The organism is Rhodococcus sp. WB1 (genome assembly GCF_001700945.1).
In the GTDB taxonomy this organism is placed as follows: Bacteria; Actinomycetota; Actinomycetes; order Mycobacteriales; family Mycobacteriaceae; genus Rhodococcus; species Rhodococcus aetherivorans.
The window spans coordinates 1,751,381-1,770,452 of sequence record NZ_CP015529.1 but is presented as its reverse complement, the minus strand read 5'-3'; the positions used below and the strand labels follow the sequence as shown (position 1 = coordinate 1,770,452).

Sequence of the window (19,072 nt, the reverse complement as noted above, 5' to 3'; positions counted from 1 at the left end):
ACGACGACCTAGCCGCAGGTGGGCGCGTCGCCGCCGGCGGCGAGGGAGCCGAGCGCGTCGATCGCGCCCTCGAGGGTCTCGACCTTGACCAGCCGCATCCCGTCGGGGGCGTCGCTCTGTGCCTCGGCGCAGTTGTCGGCGGGCACGAGGAACACCGTGGCGCCGTCCTCCGCGGCCCCGACGAGCTTGTGGGTGATGCCGCCGATCGGGCCGACGACCCCGTCGGAATCGATGGTGCCGGTACCTGCGACGACCTCGCCGCCGCTGAGCTCGCCGGGGCTGAGCTTGTCGACCACGGCGAGGCTGAAGATCAGCCCCGCCGACGGGCCACCGACGTCGGCGAGGTTGAACGTCACGTCGAACGGCACGTCCGGGACCTCCTCGGGGCTGATGCCGAGGAAGCCCTTGTCCGGATCGTCGGGGCGGGCTCCCACGGTCACCGAGGCGGTCTGCTCGACCCCGTCGCGCACCAGCACGACGTCGACTGGGGTGCCGGGCGCGACCGCGGCGACGGCCCGCTGCACGCTGCCGGCGGTGGTTACCGGCTCCCCGGCGACGGTGACGAGCCGGTCGCCCTCGCGCAGCACGCCGGCGGAGGGCCCGGACTCGCCGACCCTGGCGACGCGCAGGACGACGGGCAGGTCGAGGTGGTGCAGGGCGGCGAGTTCCGCGCTGCGTTCGGACTGCTCGAACTGGGCGGCGTCCGCCTCCTTGACCTGCTCCCTGGTCGCGGTGGGCGGGTAGATCTGCTCGCGGGGGGCGATCCCGTACCGGCTGCCCAGCCACGCCGAGAGCGCCTGCGCCACGGTCAGGCGGTCGCTGACCCCGACCGTGGTCATCACGAGCTCGCCACTGGTGGGGTCGGTGTCGGCGCCCTCGATGGCGACGACAGCCTTGCCGTCGATCTCGCCGAGGGTGTCGAACGTCGGGCCCGGCCCGAGCGCCACGTACGGCACCTTCACGTTCAGCGCCACCGTCACCAGCAGCAGCGCGGGGAACAGCGCCGCCAGGATCGTCACGAGCCGTCGATTCACCCGGCCAGGGTATCCGGAGCGGCGATGTTCGCGATCAGCGTGATCGCGGGGGCCGCCACCCCGCGGTGCGCCTTGTACCGTTGACGACATGAGCGACACGCCTTTCGGATTCTCGAATCCCGACGACGACCCGGACCGCAGGAAGGACTCCGGTTCCGGTGCCGAGGGATCCGGCGCCGAGGGTGCCGGCCCGGAAGGCGCCGGGTCCCAGGGCGGCGCCACCGGCGGGTTCCCCTTCGGTTTCGGGGCCCCCGGCGCAGGCGGTGCCCCGTTCGGCTCGGGCGGCGACAACCCGTTCGGCGCGCAGGGCTTCGACCCGGCGGCGCTCGGGCAGATGCTGACACAGTTCGGTCAGATGCTCAGCGGCATGGGCAGCGCGGTGGGGTCCGGCGGTTCCGGGCCGGTCAACTACGAGGTGGCCGGCAAGCTCGCCCGCCAGCAGATCGGCTCCGTCACCCCGGTGTCGTCCGGGTCGGCGGACGCCGTCCGGGACGCCGCACATCTGGCGGAACTGTGGCTCGACGGGGCGACGACCCTGCCCGCGGGCGCGACCCGCACCGTCGCGTGGACGCCCGTCGACTGGCTCGACAACACGCTCGAGACGTGGAAACGCCTGTGCGATCCGGTGGCCGAGCAGGTCAACGGCATGTGGATGCAGGGCCTGCCGGAAGAGGCCCGGGCGATGGCCGGGCCGATGCTCGGCATGTTCTCCCAGATGGGCGGGCTGGCGTTCGGTTCCCAGCTCGGCCAGGCCCTCGGGCAGCTCGCCAAGGAGGTCCTGACCTCGACCGACATCGGCCTGCCGCTCGGGCCCACGGGCACCGCGGCGCTGATGCCCGCCGCGATCGAGGCGTTCGGTGACGGACTCGAGCAGCCGGCCCAGGAAGTCCTGGTCTTCCTCGCCGCCCGGGAGGCGGCACACCAACGGCTCTACAGCCACGTGCCGTGGCTGCGCTCGCGCCTGCTGTCCACTGTGGAGGACTACGCGCGTGGCATTCGGATGGACTTCTCCGCGATCGAGGACCTCGCCCAGGGTATCGATCCCATGGCGCTGACGGATCCGTCGAAGATCGAGGAACTGCTCAAGGGTGCGGCGTTCGAGCCGCAAACCACCCCCGAGCAGAAGCAGGCCCTCGAACGCCTCGAAACGCTGCTCGCCCTGGTCGAGGGCTGGGTGGAGACCGTGGTCGCCGACGCGCTCGGCGACCGGCTGCCCGGGGTGGCCGCGCTGAGCGAGACGCTGCGCCGCCGCCGCGCGAGCGGCGGGCCCGCCGAGCAGACCTTCGCGACTCTCGTCGGTCTCGAGTTGCGGCCGCGGAAGCTGCGCGAGGCCGCGGCCCTGTGGCGCCGGCTCACCACCGATGCCGGGCCGGACGCGCGGGACAAGGTATGGGCGCACCCGGATCTGCTGCCGGACTCGTCGGACCTCGACAACCCGGCCGCGTTCCTCGACCGCGTCATCGGCGGAGAAGCGGCGGCGTTCGACGATCCGATCGCCCAGCTGCGCGAGACCGAGGCGCGCGAACGCGCCGAGCGGGAGAAGGGCGAGCCGGGCTCCGGCGAGTCCACCGATCCCGACGAATCCGCCTGAACGCACATCGGGCCAGGTAGGCGCCGGTTTTACCCTGTGGACAACCCGCCTCGGGCACAGGTGGTGCGACGGGTTTGCTGTCAGGCTGACGGCATGACCACGGCAACGCATCCACAGTCCGGACCGGCGCTCGACCCTGCCCTCGAGGTGCTCCACCGACCGGACGGGACGGTACAACTCGGGTGGGGTCCGGACACGGCGGCCGTCCTGTCCCCCGGCGCGGGGCTCGACGCGTTCGGACTCTCGACGGTGCTGCGCCTGCTCGACGGGCGCTCGTCGCGCGAGGAGATCCTCGCCCGCACCGCGCGGGCGGGGCTGCCGGGCGCCGCCGTCACCGCCCTGCTCGACGAGCTGACCGCCCTCGGTGCGGTCCGTGATCCCGGCGTAGCCGCGCTGCAGGTCCCCCGGGTGCGGGTGCACGGGCGCGGGCCGCTGGCAGACGCGCTGGTCGCCCAACTGACGGTGTCGGGCACGCGGCTGCGCCGGTCCGCCGTCTACACCGGCGACAGCGACGTCGCCCGCTGGGACGCGCAGTGCGTGCTGCTCACCGACGCGCTGGTGCCCGACCCCGGTCTCGTCCGCGAGCTGATGCGGCACCGTGTGCCGCATCTGCCCGTACTGCTGCGCGACGGCCGCGGCATCGTCGGCCCCTTCGTCGTCCCGGGCCGCACGAGCTGCCTGCGTTGCGCCGATCTGACCCGCACGGATCTCGATCCGCACTGGCCGCAGCTGGCCGCCCAGCTGTGCGACCGCGTCGGGTGTGCGGAGCCCGCAGCGGTGCTGGCGACCGCGGCCCTCGCCCTCGGACAGCTCGACGCGATTCTCGCCGCCTCGCCGTCCACGCCGCCCGCGACGTTGGACCGGACCCTCGAGGTGGATCTGCGCAGCCATCGACTCACGTCGCGGCGCTGGTTCCGGCACCCGGACTGCGGGTGCGGAGGCACACCCGCGTGAAGCGGCGCACCGCGCCGGTGACGCAGCGGCGCACCGCGCCGGTCTGACGCCGTCAGGCATGATGGTGGGCGTGGCCGAAATCCCCCGCAGAAGCAGTTCCCGCACCGCCAAGCTCGCCAGCATCCCCCTCGGGATCGCCGGTCGCGCCGCGGTGGGATTCGGCCGGCGTCTGGCCGGCGGGGACCGCGAGGAGATCGATGCCGAGCTCGCGGCGAAGGCGGCCGAGCAGCTGTTCACGGTGCTCGGCGAGCTCAAGGGCGGAGCCATGAAGGTGGGCCAGGCGCTGAGCGTGATGGAAGCCGCGGTGCCGGAGGAGTTCGCCGAGCCGTACCGGGAGGCGCTGACGAAGCTGCAGTCGGCGGCGCCGCCGCTGCCGGCCAAGGCGGTCCATCGCGTCCTCGATCAGCAGCTCGGCGCCCGCTGGCGGGAGCGCTTCGCCTCGTTCGACGACATTCCCACCGCCTCGGCGAGCATCGGCCAGGTCCACCGGGCGGTGTGGGCGGACGGCCGCGAGGTCGCGGTGAAGGTTCAGTACCCGGGTGCCGACGAGGCGCTGCGCGCCGATCTGCGCACCCTGTCGCGGTTCGCGGGACTGTTCGCGACGGTGATGCCGGGCACCGACGTGCGGGCCGTGCTCGACGAGCTGACCGCGCGCACCGAGGAGGAGCTCGACTACCGGATCGAGGCCGACAACCAGCGGACGTTCGCCAGGGTGTTCGCCGACGATCCCCGGTTCGTCGTGCCGCGGGTCGTCGCCAGCTCCCCGAAGGTCTTCGTCACCGAATGGCTCACGGCGACACCGCTTTCCATGATCATCGCCGAGGGAACCCGCGAGCAGCGCAACCGGGCCGGGGCGCTGCTGGCCGAGTTCCACTTCGCGTCCCCGGCACAGGTGGGGCTGCTGCACTGCGATCCGCACCCGGGCAACTTCATGCTGCTCGACGACGGCCGGCTCGGCGTCATCGACTTCGGTGCCACGGCCGCGATGCCGAACGGGTTGCCGCCGGTGCTGGGCCGGATGGTGCGGCTGGCCCTCGAGGAGCGCTTCGACGAGCTGACCACGCTGCTCTACGAGAACCGGTTCGTCCTGCCGGGCCGGGAGGTCACCGAGCAGGAGATCGCGGACTACCTGCGCCCGTTCACGGATCCGATCCACACGGAGTCGTTCCACTTCACCCGGGCCTGGCTGCAGAAGGCGGCGGGCACCGCCACCGACTTCTCCGGATCCAACTTCCGCACTGCGCGGGCACTGAACCTGCCGCCGGAGTACGCGAACATCGTCCGCGTACTCCTCGGCTCCGTCGGTATCTGCGCGCAACTGGACGCGCACGCGCCGTACATGCGGATCCTGTCGGCGTGGCTGCCGGGATTCACCGATCCGGTGGACTGACCTCCCGGCAGCCGGTCCGGCCTAGGCGCACACCAGTTCCTTGCGGGGGCGTCCCCGCGGACGCTTGCGGGCGACGACGACACCCCGTTCGAAGATCTCGCCGCCCCACACGCCCCACGGCTCGGCACGGTCGAGTGCCGCGGCGAGGCAGTGGGCGCGGATCGGGCACCGGCCGCACAGCGCCTTGGCTCGCTCCAGTTCGGTCGGTGATTCGGCGAACCACAGGTCCGGATCGCCGTCGCGGCAAGGCAACTCGCGCACGCGCGTCGTATGGTCGACGTCGAGCGTTGCGGTCTGCACGATGGATGTCTCCTCTGTCTGGTTCGGATGCGATGCGCGAACCGGGCAGAAGACGAAGAAGGCCACGGTCCGCTGGGCGGTGTCCGTGGCCGGAAGGCGAATGAAGATTACCGGGGTGAACCTCGGTGGCTTCGGGGCACGGACGAAGGGGCGGCTGCTCGCACGCGGGCGACGCGCGGAGTGCACGCGCGGGCGGCGACGGGGGCGCCGGCGACGGGGGCGGCGACCACCACTGCAGCTGCATCGAAGCCGAGCATCGGGGCCACCTCCTTCGTCGTCCGCGCACGGGCCTTTCCCGTGACATCGACCTCCAGCCTAGGAACTCGGCCGTCGATCGCACAACCCATTTTCTACCTGCGGTTTTACCGCAGCTTTGCGAACCGCTAGAGATCGAGGGTATCGGGCGCGCGTTCACCGCGCACGACGGCGAGCACGTCCGCGCCGAACTGCTCGAGTTTCTTCGCCCCGATGCCGGGGATGGCGACGAGGGCACGGTCGTCGCCCGGCCGCTGCTCAGCGATCGCGATGAGCGTGTTGTCGCTGAACACCACGTAGGCGGGGACCTTCATCTCCTTGGAACGTTCCCGGCGCCAGTCCTTCAGCGCCATCAGCAGCGATTCGTCCAGGTCCGACGGGCAGCCCTCGCAGCGCCCGAGCATGGTCGCGGACGACCCCATCAGAGGCTTTCCGCACACGCGGCACTGCGGCCGCTTACGTTTCGGCGACGCGGGGGCCGCGATCCGGGAGGCCGGCGAGTCGTCGGGGATCAGACCGTGCAGGAACCGGGACCGCCGCCGCGACCGGCGGCCGCCCTCGGTGCGCGAGAGCGCCCAGGACAGTTGCAGGTGCACGCGGGCGCGGGTGACCCCGACGTACAGCAGGCGGCGCTCCTCCTCGATGCCGGCCTCGTCGGGCGGCGTGGAGCTGTCGCCGACGACGTGCACGATGGGCAGGGTCCCGTCGGTGAGGCCGACGAGGAAGACCGCGTCCCATTCCAGGCCCTTGGCCGCGTGCAGCGACGCGAGCGTCACGCCCTGCACCGTCGGCGGGTGCCGCGCCTCGGCCCGCGCCGCCAGGTCACGCAGCAGACCGTCGAGATCGAGGTCGGGCTCGTGCCCGAGAAGCTCCTCGGTCAGCTGCACGAGCGCCCGCAGCGATTCCCACCGTTCACGGGCCTGCGCACCGGCAGGCTCGGCCTCGGTCAGGCCGAGCGGGGCGAGCACCGCCCGCACCAGCGTGACGAGGGCGGCGCCGCGATCGGCGCCCTCGGGCAGGTCGTCGCGGCCGTGGGCCTGCCGCAGCGCGCCGACCGCCTGGCGCACCTCGGCGCGGGTGAAGAAGCCCTCGCCGCCGCGGACCTGATACGGGATACCGGCCTCGGTGAACGCCTGCTCGTAGGCCTCCGACTGGGCATTGATGCGGTAGAGCACCGCGATCTCGGCGGCGGGCACCCCCGATCCCAGCAGCTTCGCGATCGACTTGGCCACGGCCTGCGCCTCGGCGGGCTCGTCGTCGTACTCGGCGAACGCCGGCTCGGGTCCGGGCGGGCGCTGGCCGACGAGCTGGAGGCGGGTCCCGGCGATGCGGCCGCGTGCCGCACCGATGACCCGGTTGGCGAGGGACACCACCTGCGGCGTGGAACGGTAGTCGCGTTCGAGCCGGACCACGGTGGCGTCCGGGAATCGGCGGGAGAAGTCGAGCAGATACTGCGGGGTGGCACCGGTGAACGAGTAGATCGTCTGATTCGCGTCGCCGACGACGGTGAGGTCGTCGCGGTCGCCGAGCCACGCGTCGAGCACGCGCTGCTGCAGGGGCGTGACGTCCTGGTACTCGTCGACGACGAAGCAGCGGTAGCGGTCGCGGAACTCCTCGGCGACGGCGGTGTGCTCCTCGAGCGCGGCGGCCGTGTGCAGCAGCAGGTCGTCGAAGTCGAGGAAGATACCGTCGTCGCGCACCTTGAGGGACTCGTAGCCGGCGTAGACGGCAGCCACCCGTCCGGCGTCGGCGGGGGGCTCACGCCGGGCCCGGGCCACCGCGGCCGGGTAGTCCTCCGGCGCGACGAGCGAACCCTTGGCCCACTCGATCTCCGAGAGCAGGTCGCGCACGGTGTCGGTGTCGGTGGCGAACCCGGCACGGTGCGCGGCCTGGGAGACGACGGCGAACTTGCGGTCGAGCAGCTGCCACGGCGTGTCGCCGACCACTCGCGGCCAGAAGTAGCGCAGCTGCCGCAGCGCGGCGGCGTGGAAGGTACGCGCCTGCACCTGCGGCCCCGAGCCGCCCACCCCGAGTTCGCGCAGCCGGCTGCGCATCTCCCCGGCGGCGCGGGCGGTGAACGTGACGGCGAGGACCTGGCCGGCCGCGACGTGTCCGTGGGACACCAGGTGCGCGACGCGGCGGGTGATGGTCCGGGTCTTTCCCGTCCCGGCACCGGCGAGGACACACACCGGGCCCCGCGGCGCGAGGACCGCCGCCGCCTGCTGGGGATCCAGGCCCTCCACCGATGCATCTGCTCGCATGGGCTCCATCATGGCAGGACGCGGTGACAGGCCTCCGGCCCACACCGACTGTGGTGGAGAACACATTTCACCGTCGCGCGGAACAGCGGGTGCCCCGGAGTTGTTGTGCGCACCGTGACTACGACCGATGCTCCCGCCCTGACGCTCTACACCACCGACTGGTGCGGCTACTGCCGCCGCCTCAAGAGCCAGCTCGACGAGCACGGCATCGGCTACGCCGAGATCGACATCGAGGCCGACCCGTCCGCCGCCGAGTTCGTCGGCAGCGTCAACGACGGAAACCACGTGGTCCCCACGGTGAAGTTCGCCGACGGCAGCACCGCGACCAATCCCCCGCTGTCCGCGGTCAAGCAGGCGCTCGGTCTCTAGCCGACGGCACCGCATCCGCCGGGAGCACCGAGGAGCTCAGGTGGTGTATCCCGGCGGGGCCGGCACGGCGTGTTCGGCTGCCCGGCTGACCTGCTCCCATGCCGCCCAGTCCCGGATGCGCTCCTGCGCGAGTCCGACCGCGGCGTCGTAGACGACGCTGCCGAGGATCAACCGTCTCGGCGGGGCGTCGCTGTCCACGGCTGCCCGGACCGCGGCCGCGGCGAGCGCCGGCTCGCTGTCGACGCCGCCGGCGGCCGACGTCGCTGCCATCTCGGCGCGCAGCGCCGCATAGTCGTCGAGCGGCGCGGTGGCGGGCATGTCCTTGTACAGGTCCGTCCAGTATCCGCCGGGTTCGACGATCGTCACGGCGACCCCGAAGTGTGCAGCCTCGGCAGCGACCGCCTCGCTCAGTCCTTCCAGTGCGAACTTGCTGGCGCTGTACAACCCGGTGGTGGGAAATGCCGCGATCCCCGCAACACTGGAGATCTGCAGCAGGTGGCCCGGGCGCCGGCGCAGCGCCGGCAACACCGCCTGCGTGACCCACAGCGCTCCGAAGAAGTTGGTCTCCATCTGAGCGCGTGCCTGCTCCTCGGTGAACTCCTCGACGAAGCCCGTCCACATCGTCCCGGCATTGTTGACGACGACATCGAGGCGCCCGAAGTGGTCGACAACCCGATCGACCGCCGCGAACACCGCCGACCGGTCGGTCACGTCGACATCGACGGTGAGCACCCGCTCGTCGTCCCGGAACTCGGGCACGGCGGTTGCGGTGCGGGCAAGAGCGGCCACCCGGTCTCCTGCGGTGAGCGCCTCCCGGGTGAACGCTCGGCCTAGCCCTCGGCTTGCCCCCGTGACCAGCCATATCCGCTGCTCGACCATACCGGCGCCTCCTCGAATCTAGACGAGACGGATCGTCTCGCCATGCGAGTATGCGACCCTCGTTCCCTCTTGTCAAGACGGTCCGTCTCGTCTCGGTTTGGCTATGCTGGGTTCCATGCCGCCGAGAACCACCCGCCGCAGCGACGCCGCCCGGACAGCGATCCTGACCGCCGCGGTGGAGTTGGTCGGTGAAGTGGGCTACAGCAAGTCGAGCATCGAGGCGATCGCTGCCCGAGCCGGCGTCGGGAAACAGACCATCTACCGGTGGTGGTCGTCGAAGGGATCGGTGCTGCTCGACGCCTACCTCAACGCAAACGTGGGCGGCGAACCGGAGGACCCGCAGGGCCTACCGAACACGGGCGATCTCGTCGCCGACATGAGGGCGGTGCTGCGCGCCACCGTCGACGAACTGAACGATCCCCGGTTCGAACGGCCGTTGCGCGCGCTGACCGTCGCCGTACTCGAGGACGAGTCCCTGGCCGCCGAATACTCCCGTCGTCTCGACGAGCCGACGCGGCAGATGAAGAAGGAGCGGCTGCGCGCGGCGCAGCGACAGGGTCAGCTGTCCCCCGATGTGGATCTCGACGCCGTCGTCGACACCCTCTTCGCCCCCGTCGCCCAGCGCTGGCTGCTGCGCTCCGGTCCGCTGACCTACGAATACACCGATCACCTCGTCGAGACCGTGCTCACCGGTCTGCCGAGGCCGGGGTCCTGACCGGTTCAGTTCCCCCGGACCCAGCCCTCCAGCATGCCCCGGGCGATCGAGATCGATCCCGGCAGCAACAACGGGGCGTCGGCCGGGGAGGCCCAGTCGCCGAGCGCCAGCGCGGCCCGCACCTCGTCGCGGGTGAACCAACGGGCCTCGGCGATCTCCCCGTCGATGAAGGCCAGCGGATGCTCCGGATCGGCGACGGCGGAGAACCCGATCATCACCGACCGCGGGAACGGCCACGGCTGGCTGCCGAGGTACCGCACGTCTCGCACGTCGACGCCGACCTCCTCGCGGATCTCCCGCACGACGCAGGACTCGAGCGACTCCCCCGCCTCGACGAACCCGGCGAGCACGGAGAACCGTCGCTCCGGCCACACCGGCTGTCGCGCCAGCAGAACCCGGTCCGCGCCGTCGTGCACGAGGCAGATGATCGCCGGGTCGGTACGCGGGAACTCCTCGTGACCGGTGCTGGTGCTGATCCTCGACCAGCCGGACAGGGTCGGCTCGGTCGGCGCTCCGTCCAGTGAACTGAAGCCCGCGTTGTCGTGCCAGTTGAGCAGGGCCACCGCGGTCACCATCAGACCCGCGTCGGCGTCGTCGAGCCGCTCCCCGACCCGGCGCAGATCGGCGACGGTTCCGGTCTGCGCGAGCACCCGGATCGCCCACACGTGCCGGTCGCCGCGCACACCGAGGAACACCGCGCCGGGAACCGGCTCGGGTCCCAGCTCCACCGCCGCGGCGAACACCAGGGCGTCGCCGTCCACCGGCACCTGCCCGCGACGATCGACCCGCAGCAGATGGGCCCGGGACCAACCGTCGTGCAGGGCCGCGGCGTCGCCCCGCAACTCCTCGGCGCGGTCGACGACCGCACGGGAGAGCAGGGGGGTGTCGGACAGCTGGAAACGGCTCACGACTGCACCCTAGCGGCGGCGCGGGCTCAGCCCGACACCCGCCGGATGTAGAGCAGCTTGTCGTCCGCCTCCACGGCGTCGACCTCGGGGGACCCCACGCGCAGCAGGCGGCCGTCGCGCACGACTCCGAGCACGATGTCGGACAGGTGCCGGGGCGATCCACCCACTTCGTTCGGTTCGACGTCGCGTTCGGCGATCGCGAATCCCGCCTCCGGGGTGAGCAGATCCTCGATCATCTCCACGACGCTCGGCGTCGTGGTGGCGATGCCGAGCAACCGGCCCGCAGTCTCAGACGAGATGACCACCGAGTCCGCGCCCGATTGACGCAGCAGATGCGTGTTCTCCGATTCGCGGATGGCCGCGACGATCTTCGCCCTCGGGGCGATCTCGCGGGCGCTGAGCGTGACGAGCACCGCGGTGTCGTCGCGGTTGGCGGCGACGATGATCGCGGCGGCGTGCTGAACGCCCGCCAGGCGCAGCACATCCGACTTCGTCGCCGAGCCCTGTACCGTCACCAGCCCCTGCCCGGCGGCGGTCTCGAGTACCACCGGATCGGTGTCGACGACGACGATGTCCGACGGCGGAACCCCGTCGCCCAGCATCGCATCCACCGCGGTACGGCCCTTGGTGCCGTATCCGACGACGACGGTGTGATTACGCACGCGGCGCCTCCAACGCTGAATCTTGAACGCCTGGCGCGAACTCTCGGTCAGTGCCGAGAGCGTCGTACCGACCAGGACGATGAGGAAGAAAATCCGCAACGGCGTGACGACCAGGACGTTGATCAGTCTCGCCTCGGGTGTGAACGGGGTGATGTCGCCGTAGCCGGTGGTCGACAGCGAGACGGTCGCGTAGTAGATGCAGTCCAGCAGCGACAGTGCGTCGCCCTGGGCGTCGCGGTAGCCGTCCCGGTCGAGGTAGACCACCAGCACGGCGAATGTCAACGCCACCACCGCATATCCGACGCGGCGAGTGATGGCCCGGCTCGGGCTCGTCTGCAGCTGCGGCACCCGCAGGATGCCCACCAGCGCGAAGTCCGGGCGCTCGGTGAGCACGTCGGAACGGCTGAAGCGGGCACGCAACCTACCCGGCATGGCGGCGCTCCCGCGGTGTTCTCGGCTCCGGTGACGCGGTCACCGACGTTCTCGTTGCTGACATCGGCTCGCAGCCTACGCGTCGGCCGCTAGTGTGGCGCGCATGTCCACACTCCCGTCCCAGCGCGCGGCGCTGCGGCTGTCCGCGCTCCTCCTCGGAGCGGGCGCGGCGCACTTCGCCTCCCCCCGGCCGTTCGACCGGATCGTGCCGACGGCGCTGCCGGGCTCGCCACGCACCTATACCTACGTCTCCGGGGTGGCCGAGCTGACCGCCGGGACGGCGCTTGCGATTCCGCGGACCCGGCGGCTCGGCGGGACGCTGGCCGCGGCCCTGCTGATCGCGGTGTTCCCCGCCAACGTGCAGATGGCCGTGACATGGCTGCGCAGCGAGCGGCTCTCCCCGGCCGCGAAGGCGGTCGCGGTGGCCCGGCTGCCGCTGCAGGTGCCCCTGATCGCCCAGGCTCTCACGGCGCGGCGCAACGCCCCGCGCCGCTGACCGCCGCTATCGCTCGCCGGCCGACGGGCGGTCCGCGCCGGCGCTGCGCACCAACCGGTCCAGCCGCTCGGCGCCGGGCAGGTCCTCCGGCGCGATGGTCCGCCCGGTGCGCACGTAGTGGAATGCGGCCCGCACCTTGTCGAGAGGCGGCACGGCCGGTCGGCCCGTCGCGCGGAACGTGCGGGCGGCCATCAGCTGCGCCCAGGCCAGTCGGTACGCGGCCAGCTGCATCGCCACCGCCTCGAGCCGGTCCTCGTCGGGCTCGGCGCCGGTCTTCCAGTCGATGACCGTCCAGCCGCCGTCCGGGTCCTCGAACACCGCGTCGATCCGGCCACGGATCACCACCCCGGCCAGCGACGTCTCGAACGGAACCTCCACCTCCACCGGGCTGCGCTGCGCCCACCGCGAGCGCAGGAACGCCTCCTGGAGCCGGTCGAGTTCGGTCTCGTCGCCGCCGGCGTCGTCCGCGCCGGGCAGTTCGTCGAGGTCGAGCAGCCGCGTGGCGCCGTATCGCCGTTCGAGCCAGGCGTGGAAGGCGGTGCCGCGGCGCGCCAGCGGATTCGGCCGGAACGGCAACGGACGGCGCAGCCGCGCCGCCAGCGCGGCCGGGTCCGCGGCCAGATCCACCAGCTGGCTGACCGACATCTGGGCGGGCAGCATCACCTCGGCACGCTGCTCGGCGCGCCGGGCCCGCTCGGCGAGCAGCGCGTCGACGTCCGCGGCCCAGTCGTCGGGGTCGTCGTCCGGGATCGCCGGGGGCTCGGGTTCGGGCTCCTCGAGCATCGCGAGGACCAGGGCCGCGCCCTGCTCGACGAAGGGACGCCGCACCCCGAGGGGATCGCGCGGCCACACGGCGGTGTGCGGATCCGCGGTCATCGGGTTCTCGGTGCCCGGCTCCGGCGCCGGGGCCCAGGTCTCGATGCGGCCGAGCCCGGGTCGCGCCGCCACCAGCTCGTGCAGTTCGGACAGGAACGGGGACGGTCCCTTCGGGTCCGTTCCGGACTCGGCCCAGTGGTGCCCGGAGACGAACAGGGCCCGCTCCGTGCGGGTGAGCGCGACGTAGAACAGGCGCCGGTCCTCGTCCAGTTTCCGGCGCTTGAGGGCGTCCTTGTGCGTGTCGATGCAGTTCTCGAGCGATTTGCGGTCGTAGACCTCGTCGAGATCGAGGACGGGGACGCCGTCGCTGTTCTCGCCCGGCAGCGCCCGGTCGCCGCGCAGCGACGGCGGCAGTTCCCCGAGGGCGCCGAGCCATGTGCTGCCGGCCGTCGACGAGGGGAACACCCCGGCGGTCAGGTGCGGGACCGCCACCACCTCCCATTCGAGGCCCTTGGCCGAGTGCACGGTCAGCACCTGCACCCGTTCGGTGGCGACCTGCACCTCGCCCGGAGCGAGTCCGCCCTCGATCGCCTCGGCGGCGGAGAGGTAGGCGAGCAGGCCGGTCAGCGTCGCCGAACCGCGGCTCGCGTACCCGGCGACCACGTCCGCGAAGGCGTCGAGGTTCTCCCGGCCGACACCGCCGTCGCTGCCCGCGCGGGCCTGCGCCTCGATGCCGATGCCGAGAACCCGCTCCACCTCGGCGACGAGCTCCGTCAGCGGCTGGCCCAGCCGCTCCCGCAGGGACGCCAGCTCCTTGCCCAGCGCGACGATGCGCGCGTAACCGAACTCCGAATACCGATGCGGCGGACCGGGATCGGAGAGTGCGTCGGCGATCCCGGCCTGTTCGGACTGCTCGCCCGGCAGGGCGCTGTCGAGCGCCTCGGCGAGGGCGGCCGAGTCGGTGACCGTGCCGGCGACGCCGAAGCGGCCGCCGATGGCGAGTTCGCCGGCCCGGCGCCACAGCGCCTTCAGGTCGGCGGCGCCGAGCTGCCAGCGGGCACCGGTCAGCACCCGCACGGCCGCGCTGCCGGCCGTGGGGTCCGCGGCCAGCCGCAGCATCGCGATCACGTCCGCCACCTCGGGGGTGTGCAGCAGGCCGCCGAGACCGACCACCTCGACGGGCAGGCCGTGGGCTCGCAGCGCCTCCGCGATCGGCGCGGCGTCGGCGTTGCGGCGCACCAGCACCGCCGCTGTCGGCGGCGACGCCTCGGCGGCCCGGGCGGCCGCGTACTCGGCGGCGATCCGCCCGGCCACCCATTCCCGTTCGGCCTCCACGTCCGGATGCAGGGCGAGCCGGACGTCGCCGGGGGTCGGCTCCGGCTTCGCCCGCAGCGTGCTGACCTGGACACCCTTGTGCCGCAACGGTTCCGATGCCAGATTTGCCAGCTCCAGCGCCTCTGGGGGGTTGCGCCAGCTGGTGAGCAACTCGAGCCGGGGCGCGGGGCTGCCGTCCGGCAGCGGGAAGTCCGTCGAGAACCGGGGCAGGTTTGCCGCGGACGCGCCACGCCATCCGTAGATCGACTGCATCGGATCGCCCACCGCGGTCACCGCGGGCATCCGCTCCGAGGCGCCGCCGGACAGGGGACCGCCGAACAGCGACGACAGGAGGACACGCTGCGCGTGGCCGGTGTCCTGGTACTCGTCGAGCAGCACCACCCGGAAGCGGGCCCGCTCGGCGCGGCCGACCTCCGGGTGGTCGCGGGCCATCCGGGCGGCGAGCGACATCTGGCTGCCGAAATCCAGCGCGCCCTCGCGGCGCAGCGTCTGCGCCAAGCGTTCGACCAGGGGCAGCAACTCGATCCGGGCCTGCTGCGCGTCGAGGATGTTCAGCAGGGTCTTCGACGGTCCCCCACGCTGATTCGGGCCGGCGGGCAGCGTGTGCACGAGCTTGTCCAGCTCGGTGTGCGCGACGCGCAGGTCCTCCGGCTCGACGAGGTGCTCGGCGAGCTGCCCCGACAGGGCCAGCACGCACTCGGTGACCGACGCGGGATTGCGGTCGGTGTCGAGGTCGCCGTCCCAGGCGCTGACCACGCGGTACGCGAGCTGCCACAGCTCGGTCTCGGACAGCAGGGTCGCCGACGGTTCGATGGGCAGCAGCAGCCCGTGCTCACCGAGCAGGCGCCCGGCGTACGCGTGATAGGTGCCCACCTCCGGCTCGCCGGCGAGGATGCGAGCGCGCAGCCCGCCGCTCGGGTCGAGGTCGCGCACCAGCGCCGATCCGGCGAGCTTCGCCAGCCGCCGGCGGATCCGGGTGGTGAGCTGCTGGGCGGCCTTGCGGGTGAACGTCAGGCCCAGCACCTGTTCCGGGTCGACGAAGCCGTTCGCGACGAGCCAGACCACGCGCGCCGCCATCGTCTCGGTCTTGCCGGCGCCGGCGCCGGCGACGACGAGCGTGGGCTGCAGCGGCGCCTCGATCACCGCGGCCTGCTCGCCGGTCGGCGGGAACTGCCCGAGCGCGGCGGCCAGCTCGACCGCACTCACCGTCGGTGGTGCCACTATCCCGTCACCTGCCTGCCCTCGTCGTGCGCCGGGCAGCTCGACAGGACCGGGCAGTGCCGGCACCCGTCGTTGACCCGGGCCAGGAACTGCGGCCCGCGGGTGGCCGCGGCTGCTTCGTAAATCACGTCGCGCCAACGGTCGAGCGCCTCGGCGTCCAGCGGGGGCTGTACCCGCTGGGTGGCGCCCTCCTTGTTGTGCGGTTTGGCGACGAACACCAACCGTGCCCCGCCGGGTTCGCCGGCGGGCTGCCCGTCGATCGCGCCCGCCGCGGCGGCGACCTGGTAGGCGGCCAGCTGCGCGTGCTGCTGCGCCGCCTCCTTGGTGACCGGATGGCGCGCGGTCTTGACGTCGATGATCACGGGCCGCCCGTCGGGGTCGCGCTCGAGCCGGTCGATCCGGCCGCGCAGCCGCACCCGAGGCTCGTCCTCGGTCCGGGGTTCGAGGATGCCGTCGACGGCGATCTCGACCCCGACCTCGGTGAGCTCGCCGCGGGTGCCGCGCAGCCACGCCGAGAACGTGTCGAGCATGGCGCGGGTGCGTTCGAGCTCGCGACGGGCGTACCACTGGGAGCCGAGATCGACCGAGTCCCATGCCCGTTCGAGCGCCCGCTCCACCTGGTCGGGCGGGATCCGCCCGGCGAGCGCCTGCACCAGCGTGTGCACCAGGCTGCCCGCGACGGCGTGGGTGTTGTCGCCGTCGGAGCCGCCGTGCCGCTCGAACATCCACCGCAGCGGGCACGTGGTGAGCTGTTCGACCGTCGACGGCGACAACGGCACCGCGTCGGCCCCGGGGTCCCACAGTTCCTGTTGCGTGCTGGGCTCGGCGGTGCCGTACCACTGGTCCGGATGCGCGCCCCGCACACGGGCCCGGGCGAGCCGCGCGAGCTGTGCGGCCGCCCGGCGCTGCCGCTGCGGATCGTCCCGGGCCACCACGGGATCGCACACCACGCTGCGCAGCTCGGCGACGAGGGTGGGGAGGGCGAGTACCCGGGTGCGGGTCTCCTCGGGCAGCACCGAGACGTCCTCACCCGCCTCGTCGACGACGTCGTCGGAGTCCGCGCCCACCAGCTCGTCGACGAACCGGGACCGCACCATGTCGGTGTCGCCGCCCACCGATTCGACGGCGGTGACGAGCAGGGTGCGCCGCGCCCGGCTGCACGCGACGAGGAACAGGCGGCGCTCGTCGGCCAGTAGCGGCGCGGTGCGTGAGAGCCGCGTCGAGCCGTCGCCGCCGCCGTCGGCCCCGGACACCGCGTCGATCAGCGTCTCGATGCCCAGCAGGGTGCCGCGGGCCCGCAGGCTCGGCCACAGGCCCTCCTGCACGCCGGCGACCGCCACGACGTCCCACTCCCGGCCGGCCGCCGAGTGGGCACTGACGACGGTGACCGCCTCCGCCGGCGCGACCAGGCGGGTGCGGACGGTGCCCGGGATCTCCTGCTCGGTGAGGTAGTCGACGAATCCGGCGAGCTGGGCGCGCGGCAGCCGGTCGACGTAGTCGGCGGCGGCGTCGAACAGCGCCACGATGCCGTCGAGGTCGCGGTCGGCCTGCGCGCCGACCGGACCGCCGCGTTCGGACGCCGCGGCCCACTTGCGCTCGAGTCCGGTGGCCTGCCACGCCTCCCACAGCACGTCCTCGATGCCGCCGCCGCGGCGCGCGGCCTCCCGGGCCTTGCGCAGCACGGCCTGGGCCTTCTTCAGCGGCGCCGCCTCGACGTCGGTGAGTCCGCGCTCGAGCCGTTCGGCGTTTTCGCCCTCGTCGTCGACGAGCAGCAGTCGCAGCAGTTCGGCGGAGTCGCGGTCGCCCCCGGCGGCGAGCTCGACACGGCGCAGGCCGCGGCGCAGGCGGCGCAGGGCGACCGGTTCGGCTCCGCCGACGGGCCCGGACAGCAGGGCGAGCGCCTCCTCGCCGCCGAACGGCAGCCCGGACAGTGCCCGCAGTACGAGCAGCAGCCCGGCGACGCCGTGCTGGCGGGCCAGCGGCAGCTCGGAGGCGGCCGTGGTCACCGGCACGCCGGCCGCCAGCAGGGCGCGCCGCAGCGGGGCGAGCGAGCGCGGCACCGACCGCACCACGACGGCCATCCGGGACCACGGCACCCCGTCGACGAGGTGGGCGCGGCGCAGCGTGTCGGCGACGAGCGCGGCTTCCTTCGCCGGCGTCGGCAGCACCCGGACCCGCACGGTGCCCGGGTCGTCCGACGGGACGGCGGGTGCGCCGCGGTGCGGCGGGAGGCCGGACAGCCGGCGGGTGATACGGCCGACGAGTTCGGCCACCTCGGGGGCGGCGCGGTGGTTGGTGCCGAGCACCACGCGGCGGCTCGGGTCGTCGTCGACCAACGCGGCGAGGAAGGCCGGGTCGGCGCCACGGAAGGTGAACACCGCCTGGTCCGGATCGCCGGCGACGGTGGTGGTGCGGGTGCCGAGCCCGACGACGCGCACCAATTGCGCCGCCTGCGGGTCGAGATGCTGGGCGTCGTCGACGAGCAGGTGCCGGATTCGGGACCGTTCCCGTGCGAGCAGGTCGGGGTCGGTGACGAACGCGGCGAGGGCCGCCCCGACGAGTTCGGCGGCGTCGAGGGCGGGCGCGGTGGCCTCGGGCGCCTCGATGCCGACCGCGCCGCGCAGCAGCATGATCTGCTCGTACCGGGCGGCGAATTCGCCGACGGCGACCCACTCCGGCCGCGACCGCCGCTGCCCGAGCTCGATCAGGTCCTCGGGACCGAGGCCGCGTTCGTTGGCGCGCAGCATCAGGTCCCGCAGCTCCACCGCGAAGCCGGTCATGCCGAGCGCGGGCCGCAGCCGCTCGGGCCACATGCCCGCGCCGTCGTCGAGATCGCCGCGCAACAGCTCGCGCAGGACGGCGTCCTGCTCGGCGCCGGTGATCAGGCGCGGGGGCGGGTTGCCGTGCGTGGACGCCTGCAGCCGCAGCACCGCGAACGCGTACGAGTGGACGGTCCGCACCAGCGGTTCCCGCGTGGCCCGGGGACCACCGGGAACCGCCCCCACGCGGAGCAACCCGGCGGTGATCGCCTCTCGCACCTCGGTCGCGGCGCGCCGGGAATGGGTGAGCACCAGCACCGACTCCGGGTCGGCGCCGGCGGCGATCCGGGACACGGCCAGGTCCACGAGCAGCGCGGTCTTACCCGTCCCGGGGCCGCCCAGCACCTGCCACGGCCGCCACTGCGGCATGGGCGGCGAATCGGCGAACACCCGCTGCACGTCCTCGGGCCACTGTCGCTGCGGCGGCGCCTCGTCCGGCCTCGGCACCAGCCGCACCTCGGCCTGCCGGGGCCGGGCGTCGGGGCGGATGTCGGCGTCGGTCATGGGGCCATTCCAGCAGACGGGACCGACACCGCCGCGGAGCGGCGAATCCCGCACCGCCGCGAAGCGGCGAATCCCGCACCGCCGCGAAGCGGCGAATCCCGCACCGCCGCGAAGCGGCGAATCCGACAAGG

General features: G+C 73.0%; 14 protein-coding genes. 6 read left to right on the top strand and 8 right to left on the bottom strand.

The features are described 5' to 3' along the window. Nucleotides 1-8: 8 nt before the first annotated feature. Nucleotides 9-1,034: a YlbL family protein gene (locus A4U64_RS07845; RefSeq protein WP_029544543.1), complete on the bottom strand. Its 1,026-nt coding sequence runs from the start codon at nt 1,032-1,034 to the stop codon at nt 9-11. Between the two features lie 88 nt (nt 1,035-1,122). Here A4U64_RS07845 and A4U64_RS07840 point away from each other — a divergent pair, with 88 nt between their 5' ends. The 3 genes from A4U64_RS07840 (at nt 1,123) to A4U64_RS07830 (ending at nt 4,969) form a co-directional block, all read left to right on the top strand. Next, entirely contained in the window at nt 1,123-2,625 is a 1,503-nt protein-coding gene (locus tag A4U64_RS07840) for a zinc-dependent metalloprotease (RefSeq protein WP_065922416.1), read from the top strand. Between the two features lie 93 nt (nt 2,626-2,718). Next, a complete protein-coding gene (locus A4U64_RS07835) occupies nt 2,719-3,579 on the top strand; it encodes a TOMM precursor leader peptide-binding protein (RefSeq protein WP_029544547.1) in 861 nt (286 codons plus the stop codon). Nucleotides 3,580-3,637: 58 nt separating this feature from the next. Further along, nucleotides 3,638-4,969 carry an ABC1 kinase family protein gene (locus A4U64_RS07830; RefSeq protein WP_029544549.1) on the top strand — a complete coding sequence of 444 codons (1,332 nt, stop codon included), beginning with the start codon at nt 3,638-3,640 and terminating at the stop codon, nt 4,967-4,969. A gap of 21 nt (nt 4,970-4,990) precedes the next feature. On the opposite strand, the gene A4U64_RS07825 is transcribed toward A4U64_RS07830, so the two are convergent. Then, nucleotides 4,991-5,269: a WhiB family transcriptional regulator gene (locus tag A4U64_RS07825; RefSeq protein WP_043797088.1), complete on the bottom strand. Its 279-nt coding sequence runs from the start codon at nt 5,267-5,269 to the stop codon at nt 4,991-4,993. A gap of 383 nt (nt 5,270-5,652) precedes the next feature. Next, the gene (locus A4U64_RS07820; protein ID WP_232334177.1) at nt 5,653-7,785 is read right to left on the bottom strand and encodes an ATP-dependent DNA helicase UvrD2; all 2,133 of its coding nucleotides are present in this window, start codon (nt 7,783-7,785) and stop codon (nt 5,653-5,655) included. A gap of 114 nt (nt 7,786-7,899) precedes the next feature. Here A4U64_RS07820 and A4U64_RS07815 point away from each other — a divergent pair, with 114 nt between their 5' ends. Further along, on the top strand, nt 7,900-8,154 hold the full coding sequence (locus A4U64_RS07815; protein ID WP_029544555.1) for a mycoredoxin: 255 nt from the start codon (nt 7,900-7,902) through the stop codon (nt 8,152-8,154). Nucleotides 8,155-8,190: 36 nt separating this feature from the next. Here the strand turns inward: A4U64_RS07815 and A4U64_RS07810 are convergent, their stop codons facing one another. Continuing rightward, on the bottom strand, nt 8,191-9,033 hold the full coding sequence (locus A4U64_RS07810) for an SDR family NAD(P)-dependent oxidoreductase (protein WP_081705050.1): 843 nt from the start codon (nt 9,031-9,033) through the stop codon (nt 8,191-8,193). A gap of 103 nt (nt 9,034-9,136) precedes the next feature. Here A4U64_RS07810 and A4U64_RS07805 point away from each other — a divergent pair, with 103 nt between their 5' ends. Then, complete coding sequence (locus A4U64_RS07805; RefSeq protein WP_081705051.1) at nt 9,137-9,748, top strand: TetR/AcrR family transcriptional regulator; 612 nt, start codon at nt 9,137-9,139, stop codon at nt 9,746-9,748. 5 nt (nt 9,749-9,753) lie between these two features. On the opposite strand, the gene nudC is transcribed toward A4U64_RS07805, so the two are convergent. After that, nucleotides 9,754-10,656 (bottom strand): NAD(+) diphosphatase, encoded by a 903-nt coding sequence (nudC, locus tag A4U64_RS07800; protein ID WP_065922414.1) that lies wholly within the window; start codon nt 10,654-10,656, stop codon nt 9,754-9,756. A gap of 26 nt (nt 10,657-10,682) precedes the next feature. After that, nucleotides 10,683-11,750 (bottom strand): potassium channel family protein, encoded by a 1,068-nt coding sequence (locus A4U64_RS07795; RefSeq protein ID WP_006942770.1) that lies wholly within the window; start codon nt 11,748-11,750, stop codon nt 10,683-10,685. A 103-nt stretch (nt 11,751-11,853) separates the two neighbouring features. Here A4U64_RS07795 and A4U64_RS07790 point away from each other — a divergent pair, with 103 nt between their 5' ends. Next, entirely contained in the window at nt 11,854-12,246 is a 393-nt protein-coding gene (locus A4U64_RS07790; RefSeq protein ID WP_029544562.1) for a DoxX family protein, read from the top strand. 6 nt (nt 12,247-12,252) lie between these two features. On the opposite strand, the gene A4U64_RS07785 is transcribed toward A4U64_RS07790, so the two are convergent. Together A4U64_RS07785 and A4U64_RS07780 are read right to left on the bottom strand one after the other, a co-directional pair. Beyond that, on the bottom strand, nt 12,253-15,618 hold the full coding sequence (locus A4U64_RS07785) for an ATP-dependent helicase (RefSeq protein WP_157127573.1): 3,366 nt from the start codon (nt 15,616-15,618) through the stop codon (nt 12,253-12,255). Next, the gene (locus A4U64_RS07780) at nt 15,618-18,941 is read right to left on the bottom strand and encodes an ATP-dependent helicase (protein WP_065922413.1); all 3,324 of its coding nucleotides are present in this window, start codon (nt 18,939-18,941) and stop codon (nt 15,618-15,620) included. The genes A4U64_RS07785 and A4U64_RS07780 overlap by 1 nt, the downstream gene beginning before the upstream one ends. Nucleotides 18,942-19,072: the final 131 nt, after the last annotated feature.